The organism is Streptomyces sp. NPDC001108, from assembly GCF_053598535.1.
On sequence record NZ_JBSFKL010000006.1, the window covers coordinates 396,956 to 414,925 of the forward strand.

General features: G+C 69.7%; 18 protein-coding genes and 2 pseudogenes. 12 read left to right on the forward strand and 8 right to left on the reverse strand.

Annotation, left to right across the window (positions count from 1 at the left end; all coding sequences use genetic code 11):
- Nucleotides 1–42 precede the first annotated feature (42 nt).
- Nucleotides 43–1,062, forward strand: coding sequence for a proline racemase family protein (locus ACWC97_RS17105; protein WP_352280875.1), 1,020 nt, complete (start codon nt 43–45; stop codon nt 1,060–1,062).
- A 62-nt stretch (nt 1,063–1,124) separates the two neighbouring features.
- On the opposite strand, the gene ACWC97_RS17110 is transcribed toward ACWC97_RS17105, so the two are convergent.
- Nucleotides 1,125–1,445, reverse strand: coding sequence for a hypothetical protein (locus ACWC97_RS17110; RefSeq protein WP_450650061.1), 321 nt, complete (start codon nt 1,443–1,445; stop codon nt 1,125–1,127).
- A 155-nt stretch (nt 1,446–1,600) separates the two neighbouring features.
- Between ACWC97_RS17110 and ACWC97_RS17115 the strand changes: the two genes are divergently transcribed.
- Nucleotides 1,601–2,326: a class I SAM-dependent methyltransferase gene (locus ACWC97_RS17115; protein ID WP_450650063.1), complete on the forward strand. Its 726-nt coding sequence runs from the start codon at nt 1,601–1,603 to the stop codon at nt 2,324–2,326.
- On the opposite strand, the gene ACWC97_RS17120 is transcribed toward ACWC97_RS17115, so the two are convergent.
- Complete coding sequence (locus ACWC97_RS17120; protein ID WP_352280869.1) at nt 2,305–3,075, reverse strand: AraC family transcriptional regulator; 771 nt, start codon at nt 3,073–3,075, stop codon at nt 2,305–2,307. The genes ACWC97_RS17115 and ACWC97_RS17120 overlap by 22 nt on opposite strands.
- Before the next feature lie 263 nt (nt 3,076–3,338).
- Here ACWC97_RS17120 and ACWC97_RS17125 point away from each other — a divergent pair, with 263 nt between their 5' ends.
- The 4 genes from ACWC97_RS17125 to ACWC97_RS17140 all read left to right on the forward strand — a co-directional run bounded on the left by ACWC97_RS17125 (nt 3,339) and on the right by ACWC97_RS17140 (nt 7,751).
- Nucleotides 3,339–4,340 carry an AraC-like ligand-binding domain-containing protein gene (locus ACWC97_RS17125; RefSeq protein ID WP_352280866.1) on the forward strand — a complete coding sequence of 334 codons (1,002 nt, stop codon included), beginning with the start codon at nt 3,339–3,341 and terminating at the stop codon, nt 4,338–4,340.
- A gap of 125 nt (nt 4,341–4,465) precedes the next feature.
- Nucleotides 4,466–4,615 carry a hypothetical protein gene (locus ACWC97_RS17130; protein WP_450650066.1) on the forward strand — a complete coding sequence of 50 codons (150 nt, stop codon included), beginning with the start codon at nt 4,466–4,468 and terminating at the stop codon, nt 4,613–4,615.
- A gap of 144 nt (nt 4,616–4,759) precedes the next feature.
- A complete protein-coding gene (locus ACWC97_RS17135) occupies nt 4,760–5,560 on the forward strand; it encodes a sulfite exporter TauE/SafE family protein (protein WP_352280862.1) in 801 nt (266 codons plus the stop codon).
- 958 nt (nt 5,561–6,518) lie between these two features.
- On the forward strand, nt 6,519–7,751 hold the full coding sequence (locus ACWC97_RS17140) for a DUF4041 domain-containing protein (RefSeq protein WP_450650068.1): 1,233 nt from the start codon (nt 6,519–6,521) through the stop codon (nt 7,749–7,751).
- Nucleotides 7,752–7,823: 72 nt separating this feature from the next.
- On the opposite strand, the pseudogene ACWC97_RS17145 reads toward ACWC97_RS17140, so the two are convergent.
- The 5 genes and pseudogenes from ACWC97_RS17145 to ACWC97_RS17165 all read right to left on the reverse strand — a co-directional run.
- Nucleotides 7,824–8,333: pseudogene (locus tag ACWC97_RS17145) on the reverse strand (transposase family protein); the annotation flags it as partial.
- Complete coding sequence (locus ACWC97_RS17150) at nt 8,248–8,805, reverse strand: transposase family protein (RefSeq protein WP_450650098.1); 558 nt, start codon at nt 8,803–8,805, stop codon at nt 8,248–8,250. The pseudogene ACWC97_RS17145 and the gene ACWC97_RS17150, both read right to left, overlap by 86 nt.
- 290 nt (nt 8,806–9,095) lie before the next feature.
- A complete protein-coding gene (locus ACWC97_RS17155) occupies nt 9,096–9,371 on the reverse strand; it encodes a hypothetical protein (protein ID WP_351525384.1) in 276 nt (91 codons plus the stop codon).
- 530 nt (nt 9,372–9,901) lie between these two features.
- Nucleotides 9,902–10,228, reverse strand: a complete 327-nt coding sequence (locus tag ACWC97_RS17160; protein ID WP_450650070.1) for a hypothetical protein — start codon at nt 10,226–10,228, stop codon at nt 9,902–9,904.
- A gap of 419 nt (nt 10,229–10,647) precedes the next feature.
- The gene (locus ACWC97_RS17165; protein ID WP_352280855.1) at nt 10,648–11,298 is read right to left on the reverse strand and encodes a class I SAM-dependent methyltransferase; all 651 of its coding nucleotides are present in this window, start codon (nt 11,296–11,298) and stop codon (nt 10,648–10,650) included.
- Nucleotides 11,299–11,464: 166 nt separating this feature from the next.
- Between ACWC97_RS17165 and ACWC97_RS17170 the strand changes: the two genes are divergently transcribed.
- Together ACWC97_RS17170 and ACWC97_RS17175 are read left to right on the forward strand one after the other, a co-directional pair.
- Entirely contained in the window at nt 11,465–11,632 is a 168-nt protein-coding gene (locus tag ACWC97_RS17170) for a hypothetical protein (protein ID WP_450650072.1), read from the forward strand.
- 404 nt (nt 11,633–12,036) lie between these two features.
- Nucleotides 12,037–12,777, forward strand: coding sequence for a DUF6193 family natural product biosynthesis protein (locus ACWC97_RS17175; RefSeq protein WP_450650074.1), 741 nt, complete (start codon nt 12,037–12,039; stop codon nt 12,775–12,777).
- Nucleotides 12,778–12,852: 75 nt separating this feature from the next.
- Here the strand turns inward: ACWC97_RS17175 and adhP are convergent, their stop codons facing one another.
- A complete protein-coding gene (adhP, locus tag ACWC97_RS17180; protein ID WP_450650076.1) occupies nt 12,853–13,878 on the reverse strand; it encodes an alcohol dehydrogenase AdhP in 1,026 nt (341 codons plus the stop codon).
- 339 nt (nt 13,879–14,217) lie between these two features.
- Here adhP and ACWC97_RS17185 point away from each other — a divergent pair, with 339 nt between their 5' ends.
- From ACWC97_RS17185 to ACWC97_RS17200, 4 genes and pseudogenes are all read left to right on the forward strand, one after another.
- Nucleotides 14,218–15,843, forward strand: a complete 1,626-nt coding sequence (locus ACWC97_RS17185) for a helix-turn-helix domain-containing protein (protein WP_450650078.1) — start codon at nt 14,218–14,220, stop codon at nt 15,841–15,843.
- Nucleotides 15,843–16,418: a transcriptional regulator gene (locus ACWC97_RS17190; protein WP_450650080.1), complete on the forward strand. Its 576-nt coding sequence runs from the start codon at nt 15,843–15,845 to the stop codon at nt 16,416–16,418. The genes ACWC97_RS17185 and ACWC97_RS17190 overlap by 1 nt, the downstream gene beginning before the upstream one ends.
- A 175-nt stretch (nt 16,419–16,593) precedes the next feature.
- Nucleotides 16,594–16,910: pseudogene (locus ACWC97_RS17195) on the forward strand (transposase); the annotation flags it as partial.
- A 92-nt stretch (nt 16,911–17,002) separates the two neighbouring features.
- Nucleotides 17,003–17,713, forward strand: coding sequence for a hypothetical protein (locus ACWC97_RS17200; RefSeq protein WP_450650082.1), 711 nt, complete (start codon nt 17,003–17,005; stop codon nt 17,711–17,713).
- Nucleotides 17,714–17,970: the final 257 nt, after the last annotated feature.

A 17,970-nucleotide genomic window follows, 5' to 3' on the forward strand; every position in this document is an offset into this window, starting at 1 on the left:
GAGGACCGGCGCCGCACCGGCGACCGGACCGAGGAGAACACCATGACCACCCGTCAGGTACACACCGTCGACTACCACACCGGCGGCGAACCCTTCCGCATCGTCCCCGAGCCGCCGACCGCCATCGAGGGAGCCACCGTCGCCGAACGCCGGATGTTCGCCATCGGCGACCCCGACGTACAGGCCCTGCGCACCCTGCTGTGCTTCGAACCCCGCGGCCACGCCGACATGTACGGCGGCTTCCTCACCCCGCCCGACGACGAGGGCGCCCACTTCGGCGTGCTGTTCTGGCACAAGGACGGCTTCTCGACGGCCTGCGGCCACGGCTCCATCGCACTCGCCGCCTGGGCCGTGCGGACCGGCCGCGTCGCCCGCGACCCCTCCGGCACCACCACGGTCGTCATCGACGTCCCCTCGGGCAGGGTCACCCTGCGCGTCCGCACCGAGGGCGGGCGGACCACCGGCGTCGACTTCGTCAACGTCCCCGGCTACCGGCTCGCCGAACGCGTCCCCCTCACCACCTCCCGCGGGGACGTCGTCGTCGACATCGCCTACGGCGGCGCCATCTACGCACACCTGGACGCGGGCAGCACCGGACTCGCCGTCACCCCCGAGCACTACACCGACCTCATCGCGATCGGACGCGAGGTCAAACAGGCGCTGAACGACACCGAGCACGCCCGGCACCCCGCCGACGACCGCCTCAGCGGCATCTACGGCACCATCCTCTACGACGACCTCGGCGACGACGAGAACGGCAACCCCCACCAGCGCAACGTCACCGTCTTCGCCGACGGCCAGGTCGACCGTTCCCCCTGCGGCTCCGGCACCTGCTCCCGCGTCGCCGTACTCGCCGCGACCGGCCGCCTCGCACCGGGCCGGACCCTCGTCCACGACTCGATCGTCGGCACCCGCTTCCACGCCCGGATCGTCGAGGAACTGACCGCCCACGGCCGCCCCGCCGTCGTCGCCGAGGTCACGGGAAGCGCCTACCGGACCGGCGAGCACCACTTCGACCTCGACCCCGAGGACGGTCTCGGCACCGGCTTCGTCCTGCGGTGACCGGCCGGGCGGACACACACGACGGGCGGTGCGGCGGCCCCGGCCGAAGCCGCACCGGCCGGTCAGAGACCGGCGACGTCCCGGGCCTTCTTCAGCACGGAGTCGAACGTGTCCACCGCGGCGTCGCGCCGCTTCGCGCGCGCCGCCCGGTCCGCCGGCACCAGCCGCGCGGCGACCTGAACGGCATGGTCGTCCGGATCATCGAAAACGGCCCACGGATCCTCCCCGCCACCCCCACCGTGCGTCGTGACCTCCTTGACCGCCCGGAGCACCACCGCCCGGTCCACCCCCGGCTGCATGGCCAGCCGCACCTGGAAACGGGCCATCCACTTCTCGCGGTCCTTCTCCCGCGCCGCGTCCGCCGTCCGGTCCTTCTTCGCCATGTGCTCTCCCCGGGTGATCGTCAGCCGTCCGTCAAGACACTGGACGCCGGGAAACGGAACCGGGTTGCGCACGCCGCACCGCACCTCCCACCGCCACGGCCCACCGTGCATACTGACCCCGCGGAAACCGAGGGCCGGCGACACCGGGACGGGACATGACGGAGACGACCGACCCCCAGTCCTTCGACCGGTTCGCCCGCGACTACGACCGCTTCGTGAGCCTGCTCCCCGGACGGAACACCGCCTGGCTCCTGGGACTGGGCCTGAAGGGCGAACGGGCCCTGGACGCCGGCTGCGGCCCGGGACACGCGGTCGAAGCCCTCTCCGGGCACTTCCGGGAAGTCGTCGGCCTCGACCTGAGCGCCCCCCTCATCGAGATCGCCAGGACCACAAGAGCACGGCCCCACACGCACTACATCGTGGCGGACCTGCTCACGCTGGAGGACGCCGACGGCTTCGACCTCGTCTACAGCCACACGACGCTCCACCACCTGAAGGACTGCCGCGCGGGCCTCGAACACCTCAAGAGCCTCGCACGACCCGGCGCCACCGTCGCACTCGTCGACAACGTCTGCGACGCCCGCCCCACCCCGCCCCGACGGGCCTACACCTGGCCCGCACGGTGGAACTTCCCCCGCGAGGTCCGGCGCCTGGGGCTCCGTGACGCCTGGTTCCAACTGCGCTTCTGGCACAGCCGGCCCTGGCTGGCCCACCTGCTCAGCGACCGCTACCTGACCCGCGCACAGTTCCGCGAGCTCTACGGAAGCGTCTTCCCCGGAGCACGCTTCGACGACCTCGGCTTCGCCCTGGCCATGGTCTGGAAAGCCCCGCCGACCCGGGACCAAGCCCCCCGGCCCCCTCAGGGACCGGACCCCCGGTAAGCACTGGGCGGACGGCCCAGCAAGGCACCGAAAGCGGTGGTGAACGCCGCCGGACTCCCGTACCCCAGATCCGCCGCGACCCGGGCCACCGGCACACCAACGGCCAGGTGCCGCAAGGAATGCACGACACACGCCCGCTGCCGCCACTGCGCGAAACCCAACCCCGTGGACCCACGGAACCACCGGCCAAGAGTACGCTCGCTCACCCCCAGCTCAGCAGCCCAACGAGCAGGCGGATCATGGACGTCCGGACGGCGCAGGAACGCGGCGCACAGCCGCCGGAGCGCCGGATCGGCAGGCAGCGGAACCTCCAGGGGCAACGGCGCCAGACCGGCCAGCTCATGCAGGAGCAGACCCACCAGCGCGGCATCACGACCATGCTCCGGATACAGCGGCTCCATGTCGACGGCCGCCAGAAGAAGCTCCCGCAGCAACGCGGAGACCTCCACGACCCGGCACCGGACGGGAAACCACGGCACGGCGGCCGGCTCGACGTAGAGACTGCGGGTACTCACCCCGCGCATCGACACCCGGTGCCGCGTCCCCGCCGGGACCAGCACCGCCCGGTCGGGAGGCACCGTCCACGCCCCCTCCGCCGTCGACACCTCCATCACACCGGTCGCCGCATACAGCACCTGGGCCCGGCGATGCTCGTGGTACGGCAGCAGATGACCGGGCGGGTAATCGGTACCGATGGCCAGAACAGCACGGTCGAAGCCATCGACCTCGTCGACTCGGACATTGCGCACACCAGCCAGACTAGTAGCCGCGTCCCGCCTGCACATGGCCGCCGCGGTGGCAGGCCCCCCACCGGCACGAGGACGGACGAACCCGCCACCTGCCGCAGCCGGTTGGCGGAGCCCACCGCCACCGCCGTGAATCCCGCAGGACCGCCCACGCCCCTACCCACGCCCCTGCCGCCGCCCACCGCCCCGCCCGACGCCCCCCCCTTGCCTCAGCCTGGCCGAAGATGGTCTTCCCGGAGCGGCTCCGGGTTCCCGACCATGTCGCGATGACGACTTCCGCCGCCGCATCCGTGGTTTCGCTGTCCAACAACGGCCTGGCCGCCACCGACCGGTTCGGCTGGTTCGTCGACGTCATCCACGACCAGATCGCACCGCTGGCCATGACCAGCTCCCACGCCCGGGACTTCCCCGCGCAGGTCCGGCACACCGACCTCGGCGCGGTGCAACTGGCCCGGTTCGCCTTCCCCGCCCTGGACGCCACCCGGACCGCACGGCACATCCGGCGCGGCGGCACCGACACCTACATGCTGGCCCTCATCCACCGCAGCCCCATGCAGGTGACCCAGCAGAACGGAAGCGTCGCCGTCGACGCCGGCGGACTGGTGTTCTTCGACATGGCCCACCCGCTGGAGGCGACGTTCCCGGACCTCGGACTGGGCACGGTCCTGACGGTCCTCCACCTTCCCAGAGCGGCCTTCCCCCTGCCCGCCGACCAGACGGACCGACTGCTCGCCCAGCCGCTGTCCACGCACACCGCCACGGGCTCCCTCCTGCGGCACCTCATGGGAACCGCGTTCGGGCAGGTCACACACCAGTCGAAGGCGGAGAACCAACGCCTGGGCACCATCGCCGTCGACCTCGCAGCAGCCTTCCTCGCCGGCCACATCGACGTCAGCGGCCTCCTCCCCACCGAGACCAGACGCCGAGCCCTCGTCGCGAGAATCGGAGCGTTCATCGAGACGAACCTCGGCGACCCGGGCCTCACCCCCGCCACCATCGCCTCCCACCACCACATCTCCGTCCGCACCCTCCACCAACTCTTCAGCGCCGAACCCGAAGGCGTCATGGCGACCGTACGACGCCGACGACTGGAACGCTGCCGACAAGCCCTCGCCACACCCTCCCCGCACAAGCAGCCCATCGGCGTGATCGCCACCCGATGGGGATTCTCCAGCCCGGGCGAGTTCAGCCGCGTGTTCAGGAAGACCTACGGCGAAACACCCCGGCAATTCCGGGACGGCACACCCCCAGCACCTTCTCCGCACTGAAAGCACATCCGCCCCGCACCCGTCGCCAACTCCACGAAGACACGGCACACCACGATGGGCGCGTGGCACCAGCGGCCGAAAAAGGCCCTGCCACCCACACCATCCAGGAGAGCCCGGGAGGCGAGATGGCAGGGCAGACGCCCAGCGGCGGCGACGGTTCGTTCAGCCGCGGCACGGGGCAGGGCTGCGGCTTCTGCATGGGAGTCATGCTCGCCCTGATCATCCTCATCGCGGTCGTACTCGTCGGCGGCCTCTCCCTGCTGTCCGGAAGCTGACCACCGAGAACCAGCACCCCACGCGACCCGCCAACCCGCACCGCGACCACCCGGCCCGACCCAGGAAACCTCTGTCGGATCGGCGAAAGAACCTGGCAACCAATCGATTGCCCGCCACACCGCCAGGCCCGTAGCGTCACAGCAGTGCAAACCCCCTACCTCCTGCTGCTCCTGTTCGGCTGCCTGACCGGGATCACCACGGCACTCTTCGGATTCGGCGGCGGCTTCGTCACCGTCCCCGTCGTCTACGCCCTCTGGAACACCCCGGCCCACCCCGACACCGACGCCATGCACATCGCAGTGGCCACCTCCACGGCGGTCATGGTCGTCAACTCGCTCTTCGCGACCCTGACACAATGGCGCCAGGGCCGGATCCGCCAGGAATACATCTGGCCCATGGCCGCATTCGTCCTGGCCGGCGCGGTGGCCGGATCCCTCCTGGCAACCCGGACCGGCGAAACCACACTGCGCACACTCTTCACCGCCTACCTGCTCGCGACGATCACCGACAGCCTGCTCCGCAAGGGCTTCCTGACCACCCCGCAGACCCGGGAACCACGCCCCCTGAGCCGCCCCGCCACCACCCTCGGCGGCCTCGCCATCGGCACCGTCGCCGCCTGCCTGGGCGTCGGCGGCAGCGTCATGACCGTCCCCCTGCTGCGCCGCCGCGGCCTGCCCATGGCCGAGGCCACGGCGATGGCCAACCCGCTCAGCGTGCCCGTCGCCGTGGTCGGCACCGCCGTCTACGCCCTCGCGGCCCCCACCCCGCACCCCGGCCCCGGACAGCTCGGCCACATCGACCTGATCGCCTGCGCCGCACTGCTCGCCGGCTCACTGCCCACCATCGCCCTCGCCCGCCGCACCACCGCCCGCGTCCCGGACCGGGCCCACTCCTTCGCCTACGTCGCCCTGCTGGCAGTCGTCACACTCGTCATGGTGATCTGAACAACAGGCCGGCACCACGGCACCGCCCCGGCCCTTCCCCACCGAAGAGCTGCCGGGACCGCTTCTCCTGGCACCCCAGTTTCGGTCCCTGACCGAGGAAGACATCCGCGAACTCCTGCGCCGGGCGGTGAAGGACGAGCACGGCCTCGACGGCACGGTCACCCTGACACCCCGAGGCCGAAGACGCCCTCGTACGTCTCGCGTGGGCGGAAGCCTTCTCGATCTGCTCGTACTGCTGGGGCGAACCCGCCCAAGCCCTCCACTGTCTTTGTCACCGTGTCCAGGCCCCGGCCTGCACCACCAGGGCCTTCACGAAGACGAGCAGGGCCGGGCTTCCCGCCCAGGCGCGGCGCGGGTGGGGCCCAGCATGCGCGCCAGCGACGCCCGTGAAGCGGCCGGCGCTGCCGGCAGAAGTACGTCGGCACCAGCAGCAGACCCCACCCGTTCAGGTGCGGGCGGATCACGCTCGGCCGGATCTATTTCCGTCGCCGTCCGGGCTTCCGGCGCTCGTGGACCAGCCAGGGTGCCTTTTGCGCCGCTTTTCGTGATCGGCCCGTCTCCTGACAGGTTGCACGGCAAGATCGCGAGAGTTGTCTGGGTGTGTCACCGAACGGTGCCCGGGTGGGGGAGTGTGCGAGTGAGCATGAGCGGATTCCGGTTCAACCCGCCGCCGAACTGGCTGTTGCCCGAAGGCTGGGTTCCCTCGGACGGCTGGCAGCCAGACCCCACGTGGCCGCCTCCTCCGCCGGGCTGGCAGTTGTGGCTTGCCGAGTCTCCCGACGCTGCTCCGGCGACCGGTGCCATTCCTCACCAGTACGAGCCTCAGCCCGCGGCCCCTGCCGCCCGGAAGCGGGGCTGGTTCGGCCGCCGACGACAGCCTGGGACAAGCGAGCTCGAAGAGCTGAGGGCATGGATCGCACAGGCCCACGGCGCGGACGCCGCCCAGGTCGCCGGGCTGGTGCGCCGCACACGCCAGGAAGCGGCCGCGCTGCTGACACAGGCCCAGGCGCAGGCCGAAGCGATCGTCGAGGAAGCACGCCGGACTGTCAAAGACATCAAGAGGGAAGCCAAGCAGGTCGCCAAAGACGCTGAGAAGACCCGCAAGGAAACCGAGCGGCAGCGCAGTGAGATCAACCAGGCCGAGAGCCGTCTTACCGATCTGCGCGCCCAGATCGTCACCACCGACGAGACCGTCCTCCTCCAGCAGGCAGGAATCTACGCCTACCGGCACCAGCTCCACGACGCGGTCGCCTACCGCAGCCGCCTGGACTCCCTCAAAGCCGAGATCAAGGACCTCGCACGCAACAATCAGGCGGTCCTGGCAGCTACGGACTGGACCGTCAACGGCTCCGCGCGCGAGGGCCGCAAGATGATCCGCGACTTCTCCAAACTGATGCTCCGCGCCTACAACGCAGAAGCCGACTACGCCGTACGCACCATGCGCCCCCACCGCCTCACCTCACTGGTCGACCGCCTCTACAAGAGCCGGGAGACCATCGCCAAGCTCGGCGCCACCATGCACATCCGCATCTCCGACGCCTACCACGATGCCCGCGTCCGCGAGCTGCAGCTGACGGCCGACTTCCTGCAGAAGAAGGACGAGGAGAAGGAAGCCCAGCGTGAGACGAGAGCCCGCGAACGCGAGGAGGCGGCCGCCCAGCGTGAGCTGGACCGCGAACGGGAGAAGCTGAACAAGGAACTCAACCACTACGAGGCCGCCCTCGAACGCCTCCGCTCCCAAGGCAACGATGACGCGGTACGCGACATGGAGGCCAAACTCGCCGAGATCCAACAGGCACTCCAGGACGTCGACGCACGGGCGGCGAACGTCCGCACCGGCTACGTCTACGTCGTCTCCAACATCGGTGCCTTCGGCGACACCATCGTCAAGATCGGCATGACCCGACGCCTCGAGCCTCTCGACCGCGTCTACGAACTCAGCGGCGCTGCCGTCCCCTTCCGCTTCGACGTCCACGCCCTGATCTTCAGCAAGGACGCCGTCGGTCTGGAATCCCGCCTCCACCAGGAATTCGCGGACCGGCGCGTCAACCGCGTCAACAGCAGGAAAGAGTTCTTCTACGTCACCCCCGCCGAAGTGCGCACCGTACTGGAACGCTTCTCAGGAGAACACCTGGTGGAGTTCAGCGAGACCCCTCAAGCACTTGAGTGGCGCGCCAGCAGAACAACCTGATGCGGCGACACTCCAACGCTGTCGATAACGGGCTGCCCCGCGATTGATCACGAGGCGTGTTGGCCTGGGGAGTTAGCTGGTGGGTGATTCAGCAGGCCGTCGTGCGGACGGGCACGGGTTCGGTACTCGTCTTGTGCCGGGTGGGCCGCTGGGCAGCGCGATCGGAGACGAGGGCGGCGATGGCCTGTGGGTTTCCCCGTAGGTTTCGCGGCGGCCGGTGTATCGCTGGAGTGGGCGCCACTGGCGTACTTCTGCATTCGCGTGCTCGACGCGGATCCGCCGGGAGGACTGACGGCGCTTGTGCTCGCGCCAGCCGTAGTGCTCGGTAAGCGGCCGCTCGGCCGGGTCTTTCGCGGTCTTCGGTTTCTTCGGCGGGGCAAAGACCTGGTCGGGGAGCTCGTTGGCGAGGCCGCGGTAGCCGTCGTCGACCTCGGCTTTCACGCCGGGATGCTGGTGGAACTGTTCGGCGATGCCCTCGGTGCGCAGCGCGTTCTGGTCATGCATGCGGCCGGGCCGCAGGGCGCCGGACCACAGGGTGCGGTCCCGGTGGTCGCTGATCGTGGTGGTCTTGAAGGTGTTCTGCCTGCGCTTGCCGGAGACGAAGGCGCGGCGGCCAGGCTGGCCTGCCCGGGGGCGGCGGACCTGGGGTTTCCATCCCGTCGATCCGCAGAGTCACGTCCTCGGCTTCGGCATAGGAGAAGACATCGGCCAGGGCGCGCAGGCGCACACCGGGACGGTCGGGAACGGCGAACCCCCGCTCGGCGAGCAGCGGGCGGATCTCGGCGAGGGCCCGGCCGATCGTGGAGGACTCCACCTCGTAGAGCACCCCGAGGGCCTCATGGGCAGGGCCAGTCCGCAGATGTACGAGTGTGGCCGGCAGCCGGTCGGTGAAGACGAATTCCTGCTTCGGTCCGGCTCCTGCCTGACGCTGGCGGGCTCCCTCGCGCCGTTGGTGGCGTGCAGACTCACAGCGCGCCTCCCAACGCGGAGCGAGTTCTTCCACCAGCGCGCCCAGATGCTTACGCGAGAGGCCGCAGAAGGCATGATGTGACATGGCCGCGCGGACCTGTTTGCTCTTCACAACCCAGACAACTCGCGCGGCCTTCCGTATCTTGCCTGACGTGACCAAGATCAATCACGAGGCAGCCCGTGACGAATCCGGCGTCGCGTCGCTCAGCACGCCCTGATCACGATCTGACTGCACCGGCGAGGTCGCGGAGTCTGATCGATCGCTGACTCGCCGCGCTCGCCTACAGCCGCCTCCAGGCCGTCGATGCAGGTAGCGACCGGGCTGGCTCTGGTCACCTGTGCGGTCCAGGCCGGTCCCCCCGGCGTTGTGCCGGACTACGTCAGGACGAGAGGCACGGTGATGGTGAGGTGTTCGTCGGTGGTCGGCAGGGCGGTGGCAAGAGCGTTCATACGAGCTGCGAGGTGGCCGATCACCCGGCTGGTCAGTTCCTCGTCCCACTCCGCTGTGCCTTCCGGTGGCAGGCGCATCTCCTCCCTGGCAGGCGGGTTGTCACCGAGATAGCGCGCGGTGTCCATGTTGACGACCCAACAGGCCAGTGCGATCTTCACCTGCCCGGGTGCCGCCCACTGCGCCCGTATGTGGGCGCACATACTGAAGTCGTCCCCGCCGAATGTGACCGTAGTGGAGAACGCCCTGCCACGAGGGTATTGCCGTATCAGCTTGAGTACTGCTGGTTCCACAACGGCTCGCGCCATAGGTTCCGTATACACCGTCTGCCCCCCTGTCGAGCCTCGCCTTCAGCATCCCAGACGGGGCCTGCGGCGAACAGATCGGCTGCCGTCCCGACCGTTTCCTCTCCAGGGGAACGCTGTGCACCTCGTGGGCATGCGAACGGCGCCGCATCCTGGGGGATGCTGTTGGCCAATTCGGGACATGGCGTGACGTCACAATCGCGGGGCAGCCCGTAAGTACTGCACGCAGCGGGTACATGGGGATGATCTGCGTGCGCCGGTTCGACGTGAGGCGGGCCCGTCCCGGAGGGAGCCCTTGGCGGAGAGCCCCAGCAGCTAGGGACTTTGACGGATCGGAGTTTGTTGTCGTCAGTCCCGAACGCACGGACCCCTGACCTCCCCGCGGGGTTTCCAGGCTGGGAGGCCAGGGATCCCGGGGCAGGTGACGATCAGATGGTGACGCAGACGTCCTCGATGGATCGCCCATCGCGCTCCAGGCCGCCACACACAAGCTTCGAGGCCGCCTGCTCGCGGCCGACCTCCCACCGGTGGCTCGCCGCATTGACCCTGGAGGAGTGGTAGTTGCCCCAGTAGGCGCGAAGGGTGCCGGGCAGGCCGTCCTTGGTCCTCACGGTGATGTCCTGGACGAATCGGTTGTGGTGCGCGGTCAAGACGCAGACGTACTGGCCGCAGGACGAGCTGACCCCGGCGTGGGCTGGCGTGGCAGCAAGCAGCGGGAGGGCACAGGCCGTGAGCAGAGCGGCAACATTCTTCATACGGGGCATGACCGGTCAACGATCAAGAAGGGAAGCGGATGCGCACTCACCGCCCTTCGGACGATTCCTGCATGGCCGGACAACGGCCTCCTCGGGGAGCGGACCCTGTCACCTGGCGGCACAACGCTGCGCAAGGAGTCCCCTCACCCACGACGCCCGCAACCCGCCCGCCGGCCTGATAACCCGTGCCCGGGGTGATGGCGCGCTCACCAACGTCGATCTGCGTGAGGAGAGCGCCGGGGAAGGACGGGCCGAAAGGCGGGCGAGATCTTCGTGGTGCCGTCCGGCAGCCCGACAAGTCCGCTCCGCCGATCTCGTCGGCGGATGGGTTCACCGAGACGCTCTCCCAAGGGGGTGTCGGCCCCTCGCCGCGGATCCGGGCAGGCACCTACCAACTGCCCCCCCCGTGAGCCGCGGATCTACGCGCTGGCCCCACCCTGGGCGGGGCTCAGGACCCAGACGCCGTAGTCCTCGTTCGCGGGGTGCAGTTGGTAGGTGCCTGCCCGCAGGTCGACGCGGAGTCCGGCGGCCGCGAGATCCGCCTCGAACTCGGCCGCGGTGTAGGCGTGGGCGTGCGACGGCCGGTCCTGGAGGTGGAAGCCAACCAGGATCCGGCCGTTCTCGCCGAGCACGGCGCGCATCGCGCGCAGGGCCTCGCGCTCGGTGCCCTCGGCCAGGTAGATCATGACGTTGCCGACGCAGACGACCAGGTCGAACGGGCCGTCGTCGGGGCCGAGGCCGAGGATGTCGCGTTCCTCGATCGGCAGTCCGGGGTAGGTCTCCCGGGCCTGCCGGACCAGTGTCCCGTCGGGCTCGATCGCGACCACGTCGTGCCCGCGCCGCAGAAGCGCCGCGGTGACCCGGCCCATGCCGGCACCGGCGTCGAGCACCCGGGCGCCGCGCGGCAGGAGCGTGTCGGCGAGCCGGGCTTCACCGTCGATGTCCTCGCCGGCGGCGACGAGACCGGCGAACCGCTTGCCGAAGTTCTCGCTGTTGCCCGCCTCCTGCCAGCGGGTCCGCCGCGTCGTCATCGGCGTGGGGCCCCCGTGTGCCGACGTGCTCCTGTTCATGCTCCGCATCCTAGGCGTCGTTCTGAAGGACCAAATCCAGCAGGTCCTGCCGTAGCAGGTGGCCGGGCCCGCCCAGCACTCCGGCTCCCACACCTGCCGACGCCGCCACCCGGAACCTGTGCCCGCTTCCGCCGTCCGGAACCGGGCCTCGTCGGGGGAGCCGACCGTGGTGCCGGCCATCCGGCGTCCCAGCTCCGCCTGGGCGCAGGCACTGCCGCTGCTGCGCCGGGCCGCGGACGAAGCGCTGCCCGGGCCCACCGACGCGGATCTGCGGGAGCAGGCGGAGGCGATCCGGTCCGGCGCCCGGTACGTGCCGCGGGTCCACGCCACGTAGAGGCCCGGACAGCGGAGCGTGCGGGGAAGGGGGCGGCCCGTCCGAGCGACGCGCAACGGGCCTCCGGACGGTCTTCGCAGTCCACACCGCACTCCCTTCCACCCGCAGGAGTGTGCGGCGGCATACCGCTTCCCCCCGGACCGCGCACCCCAGAAGGGCGGCGTCGAGGGGCGGTCGAGCCCGCGGCCGGGCTCCCCGAACCCCTTCCGCGGTTACCCAGAGGATCCACACCGCTGACGAGCACTCACCGGGACATGCACGTCCTGGCGGCACTTCTCGAACGCGGGGAAGAGCAGTGCCACCCCGTGTTCCCGGCCGCGTCCCTTCCGGCTCGCGTCCGTTCCGACCGAGGCACTCTCAAGCCCGAGCCCCTGCCGACGCACAGGCTCAGGCACAATCGAGCCGTGCCCAACCCTCCCGATCCCTCCGCCCTGTACCCGGACGTCGCGGCCTTCGGCAGCCTCGCTGCCGCGCTTCGGGCCGAGGCGGAGGGCTGCCTCGGCGCCGCCCCCGTCACCTCCTCACATTCCGATCCGCTGCGCCACGCTGCCGTCGCCAGCACCCTGCCTCACCGCGAGCCGCTGCAGATCAGCGCGTGGTCCCACGAACGCCGGTGGTCGATTCGCGGCGCGGAACCCTTCCAGGGACTGGCACTCCTCGACGGCAGGACAGAGAACCTGACGGAGATCGCCAGGGCCGCCCGGGCGTGGCACGACGGGACGTCCCTGGACGACATCCGCCGGGCGGTCCCCTTCGTACACCTCACCGGCAGGGCCGAGGTGCCCGACCACCATCCCGCACGCCTCACGGAATCCGAGTGGCACAGCCTGCGCCAGGAAGCGGCTGAACTCGAGTACCCCTGGAGCACGTCGTACCAAGCCCTGATCGAGGCGGCATACGCCGAACCGGCGCTGCGTGCCCTCTATCCGTTCACCAGCCACTGGGCACTGCGCTTCTCGGCCACCACCCGCCCGGACCTGACCGTGGTCGGACCATGCCTCACGGCGGGCAGCGACGGCACGTACGGCCTGGGCCGGGGCTTCATCACTCCGGACCTCGGCCGGTTCGCCACGGCGCACGAGGCCGTGGCACTGGCCGTCCAGCACCTGCCGACCGGCCTCGGCCCGGTCACGCTCGGCGGCTGATCGGCCCAGGGCCCCATCACCCCTGGTCAGGCTGTACGAACGGCACACCACCCTCACACCGAACCGGACACGGGCTCAGGTACGGGTCCTGCTCATGTCGAAGACGAGACGGCCCGGCACCTGGCCGCCCAGCACCTCATCGATCGAGGCGTTGATGTCGGTCAGGTCCCGGGTCTCGCGCACCACCCGGGTGCGGCCCAGGCTATGCAGCCGGAAGACCTCGGCCAGGTCCTCCCGGGTGCCGACGATCGACCCGACGATCTTCGTTCCGTTGAGCACGGTGTCGAAGACCGGGATCTCCAGCTTCCCTTCCGCCGGCAGGGCCACCAGGACCAGCGTGCCACCACGCCGCAGTGATGCGTACGCGGCCTCGAACGAGGCGTTGCTCACCGCAAGCGAGACGGCCGCGTCGGCACCACCGAGCCGCTGCGCCTCCTCGGCCACGTCCTGCACACGTGCGTCGATGACGTGGTCGGCGCCCAGATCCCTGGCGAGGGCGAGTTTCTCGTCGGTGACATCTACCGCGATGGTCTCGGCGCCGAAGATCCGGGCGTACTGCAGGGCCAGGTGTCCCAGCCCGCCGATGCCGGACACGAGCGCCCGGGTACCGGGGCGCGCCCCGGAGAGCTTGACCGCTTTGTACGTGGTGACACCCGCACAGGTCAGCGGTGCCGCGTCCAGCGGGTCGATGTCGTCGGGCACGGGTACCACGTACGTTCCGTGGGCGAGGGCGTACTCGGCATGGCTGCCGTCGACCGAGTAGCCGCTGTTCTGCTGCTGGAGGCAGAGCGTCTCCCAGCCGGAGACGCAGTGGTCGCAGTGCCCGCACGCCTCTCCGAGCCAGGGAATGGCCACCCGGTCGCCGACCGCGAGGTGGGTGACCTGGTCGCCGGCCGCCTCCACGATGCCGATGCCCTCGTGGCCCGGGACGAAGGGAGGGGAGGGCTTGACCGGCCAGTCGCCGTGCGCCGCGTGGATGTCGGTGTGGCACAGGCCGGACGCCTCCATCCTGACGAGAACCTGGTGCCCGGCGGGAGAAGGGACCGGCCGGTCCTCGACGACCACCGGTTCGGTGAAGCTGCGGACAACGGCCGCTTTCATGGGGGCTCCTCTGCCTCGATGAGTACATCCGGCCCACGGTGCGCAACCGGGGTGCACAAGCCTTGAAACAGACTATTTCGGATAGATTGCTCCTGCCTCTCCTCCCAGACGGCCCGGTCCCCGAACGGCCTCCGAGCCACCGCGGGTGGGGCGCCGTGCGGCTCGGCCCCTTGGCATGCCCAAAGGACGAGCTGGGTCGGCTTGGTCGTGCACCGCACCCCGAGGGCCTCCAGCAGCGGATCGGCTCCGCAGTACACCGATCACCACACGACACCAAAGCCTGCATAATCGAAGCACAATCTAGCGCCAATAGAAGGGCAATATTGATACAGTTTCCGCATGAGTGATGAAGTGAGTGTCGAGTCGCTTCTCGAAGAGGCCCGGCTGGCAGCCGAGATGCCTCCGCCGGAAGAGCGCCTGCGGCTGCGCGAGGCGGCCGGGCTGACCCGCGCCCAGGTCGCTGCCGCGGTCGGCGTCACACGCGGCAGCATCACCAACTGGGAAACCGGAGCCTCCACCCCCATCCCGCCCGCCCGCCTTCCCTACCTGCGCCTGCTGCGCGGCCTCGCGGAAATCCACCCCGCACCCGCCCAGGGCCCGGCCCCGGCCCAGGATCCGGACCCGGTCGGGGCGCTGCCCACCGACGGGCCCTCCAGCACCCCGATCCCGCCCGCCCCGGCGCCCTTCATGTTCACCGGTCTGGAGACCCTGCGCGGCCCGGACGGCCGCGCCATCGAGGGAGACCCCGGCCCGTGCGTCCAGTGCGGCATCGAGACCACCTACCAGTCCACCGACGGCCGCCCCCTCCACTCCGGAGCCATGTGCCGACCCGCCCCCACACCGCCCCCGGCCGCACACACCCCGGCCACCCCGGTCGTCACCGCCCCCGCCCCCGCCCCGGTCTCGCCTACCCCCGCCCCGGTCTCGCCTACCCCGGCCCCGGCGGCGACCCGCCCACAGCGCCGGAGCAAGTCCGCCGAGCGCGCCGAAGCCGATCTGATGGCACTCATCAGGGGCGCCGTCCAGCAGGAGGCCGAGCGCGCCGACGGTGACGAGGAAGCCGCGCTCAAGGCGCTGGGCAAGCGCGCGGTCCCGGACGTCATGCACCTCTTCCACGAGACCCGGGCCACCGCCCGCTACGACTACACCGCCTACCCCGCACTCCCCGACATCCTGCACAAGCCGTCCACGAAGGAGCCGGACCAGATCTGGGAGGCCCGCCCCTCCTACCGGAACCCCGCCTACTCCCTGCGCGCCGCCCGCGCCGACATCCAGGTCACGGCCCTCGACGTCAACGCCGCCTACCTCTCAGCGCTCAAGGTCTGGCTGCCGATCGGGAAACTCGAACACACCACCGGCCCGGACGGCGTCGGCCCGAAACGCTCCGGGGTCCACCTCATCACCCCCGCCCCCTGGACCCACCCCCACCTGCCCGACCCCCTCGGCGACCGCGACACCCCCGGCGCCCTCTGGATCACCGACGCCACCCTTCGCCTCCTGCTACGCCTCTCCGGACCGAAGTGGGGCCTCACCGAGGCGCCGACCGTCCACGAGTCCTGGACGAGCGGCGCGACCGAGAACTTCCTGGATGCCCTGCGCAAACTGCTGGTCGCCGCGCGCGCGGAAGCGATCGCCGCCGGGGACACGCTGACGACCGAGTACGTCAAGGCCATGTACAGCAAGTTCGTCTCCACCATGGGGGAGTCCATCCACAACCGCGAGATGATCCGCCCCGACTGGATGCACAACATCCACTCCCAGGCGTACGCCCTGCACTGCGGCCGCGCGTACAAAGCCCACCGGGCCGGGCTGGGGATCGTCGCGCTCAAGCACACCGACGAACTCCACCTCACCGGAGACCCCTGGACAGTGTTCCGCGAAGGGCGCGGCGTGTCCGAGATGAAGGTCAAGTCCGGCGACGGCAAGACCTCCGGCATCTACATGGTCGGGAAGGCGGACGGCTGATGGCCGGGAGGTGGATGGACTTCGGGAAGTACGGCGCGGACGGCGTGCCCGGGGCCGAAGCGCTCGGGATCGCCCTGGAGGGCATGGTGCACGGCATCGCCTCCCCGGTCGACAGCGAGCGCGGCCTCGCCGCCCGCCTGAACTACCTCACCCGGTCCGACGCCGGATACGAAGCGATGGACCGGGCCGGAATCCACGTCTCCCCGCGCACCCTGATGGCCTGGCTCGCAGAAGAACGCACCCCGAACAAGGCCAACCTCGCCCGCCTGGACGCCGCGTACTGGAACCTGCGCCGCCGCAACGTCGCCACGGACCTCAAGCACCGGCTCAACAACGCCGGCCGGGGCACCCGGGTGGAGATCAACCCCGTCAACCAGGCCGGGGTGGAGCAGAAGTACCGGCGTGACCTGTCCAGCCGCAGCGTCTCCGTCCGGGGCGTCTGGGACCGCGCCGTGGACGCCTGGACCAACGACGACCTGGACGAGCTCGACGCGGTGTGGGACGAGATCCTCGACCTGATCGGCTCCGACTACGACGGCTACAGCAACGTCTCCTCCATCGGATGGAACGCCTGACCCCGGCCCCGGGGCAAGCCCCGCCCCCGGCACTGGCAAAGGGGGCCGCGAACTCCCTGACTGTGCTGAGGCCAATTTGTGCGGCCCGCTCGGACGGCGCCCCGATCTACGTCATAGCGCAGTGCTCTTGGCGACCACGTCGGCGTTCCCAGTCGTGCCGTCCATTGTCGAGACCCGGAAGTATCCGGTGATCGTGCGGTGGTGGGAGAACGTGTGGGAGGAGTTCACCCCGTTCTTCCGCTTCGGCACCGAGATCCGACACATCGTCTGCACGATCAACGCGATCGAGTCCCGGCGATTCTGGGATCCGGCGGGCGATCAAGGCTCGCGGCCACTTACCAACGAGCATGCCGCGTTGAAGTGCGTCCACACGGCGATCGCGTCGCTCGCCCCCATCGGCAGGGGCCAAGTCCGCTGGACCGTGTGCTGAAGGACCGCACTGAACGCCTTCTGTATTCCTTCGGCGGCTGTCTCTCCGCAGCCCGTCAGTAATACTCAACAAGACGATCTGCACCGCTCGTTTGACAGATCCAGGGCTGGAGGAACCTGTGCGGGACGGTTTTTCCGATGGATTCTTTACACGGATGGCGCGCGACACGCATCCAGTGGACCTGATGTGTCTCTATCTGCTCCATGGCTCGGTCGAACGGATCCCTGGCCTGTTGGTTGATCAGGAGATGCTGTCGTTCAGGTACCTGAGTCAGCACGTCCGTGACTGGGACCGCTCGACCTGTGGTGACGCCGATATGTTCTCGCTCTGCATTCAGAGGAAGGTCAACGGGCGGCTGTACGGATTGGAATTCAGGGTCTATTTCACCGCTGGTGATCCCTATGCCGACGCGGTGATTCCATTCGGTGCCGCTGTCGACCTGTCCCGGTTCATACACCATTTGCGTGCGCATTACGCCCCAGGGGAAGCTCCGGGTGACTGGGAATTCGGCGTGTACACCGACGTGCGTGATCTGAGAGAGAGCGTCGTGCTGTTCGGTAACCATCGCGAGGTCTGGTTCCAGGTCAACCGCGGCCCGGTGGCTGGCCGGGCCAATTCCACTCCCCGGAACCGGCGCCGACTGGTAGCCGGCTGCCTGCACGGGAACCAGTTCGGGGCCGGCATGCAACTTCACGCGGGAAGTGTGGCGTTCCCTGACCGTCATGACGTCGTCGACGGTACTTCGGCCGAAGCGCGGGCGTACCGGCGGTATGTGGCCAGGCTGCACAATCCTCTTCCTCTGCGGGTGGGACGGCCAGTTCGTCCTGGATTCGGCATGAGGACGCGGCGGCGCTCTGCAGGCTGATCGATACCGGGTCGCACGGTCACCGGGAAACGGTGAGCTCCTTCAGAGTTGCCACTGATCGGGCGGCGGGTTTGGGTCGTTGGTTTCGTATCCTGCCGCACTTTTCGACGGGCAGGAATCGCGTCCGTCGGTCAGGCCAGTGCGACCAGGTCCCGGTAGTCAGCGCCCCACAGGTCCTCGACGCCGTCGGGGAGCAGGATGATGCGCTCGGGCTGGAGGGCCTCGACCGCTCCCTCGTCGTGGGTGACGAGGACGAC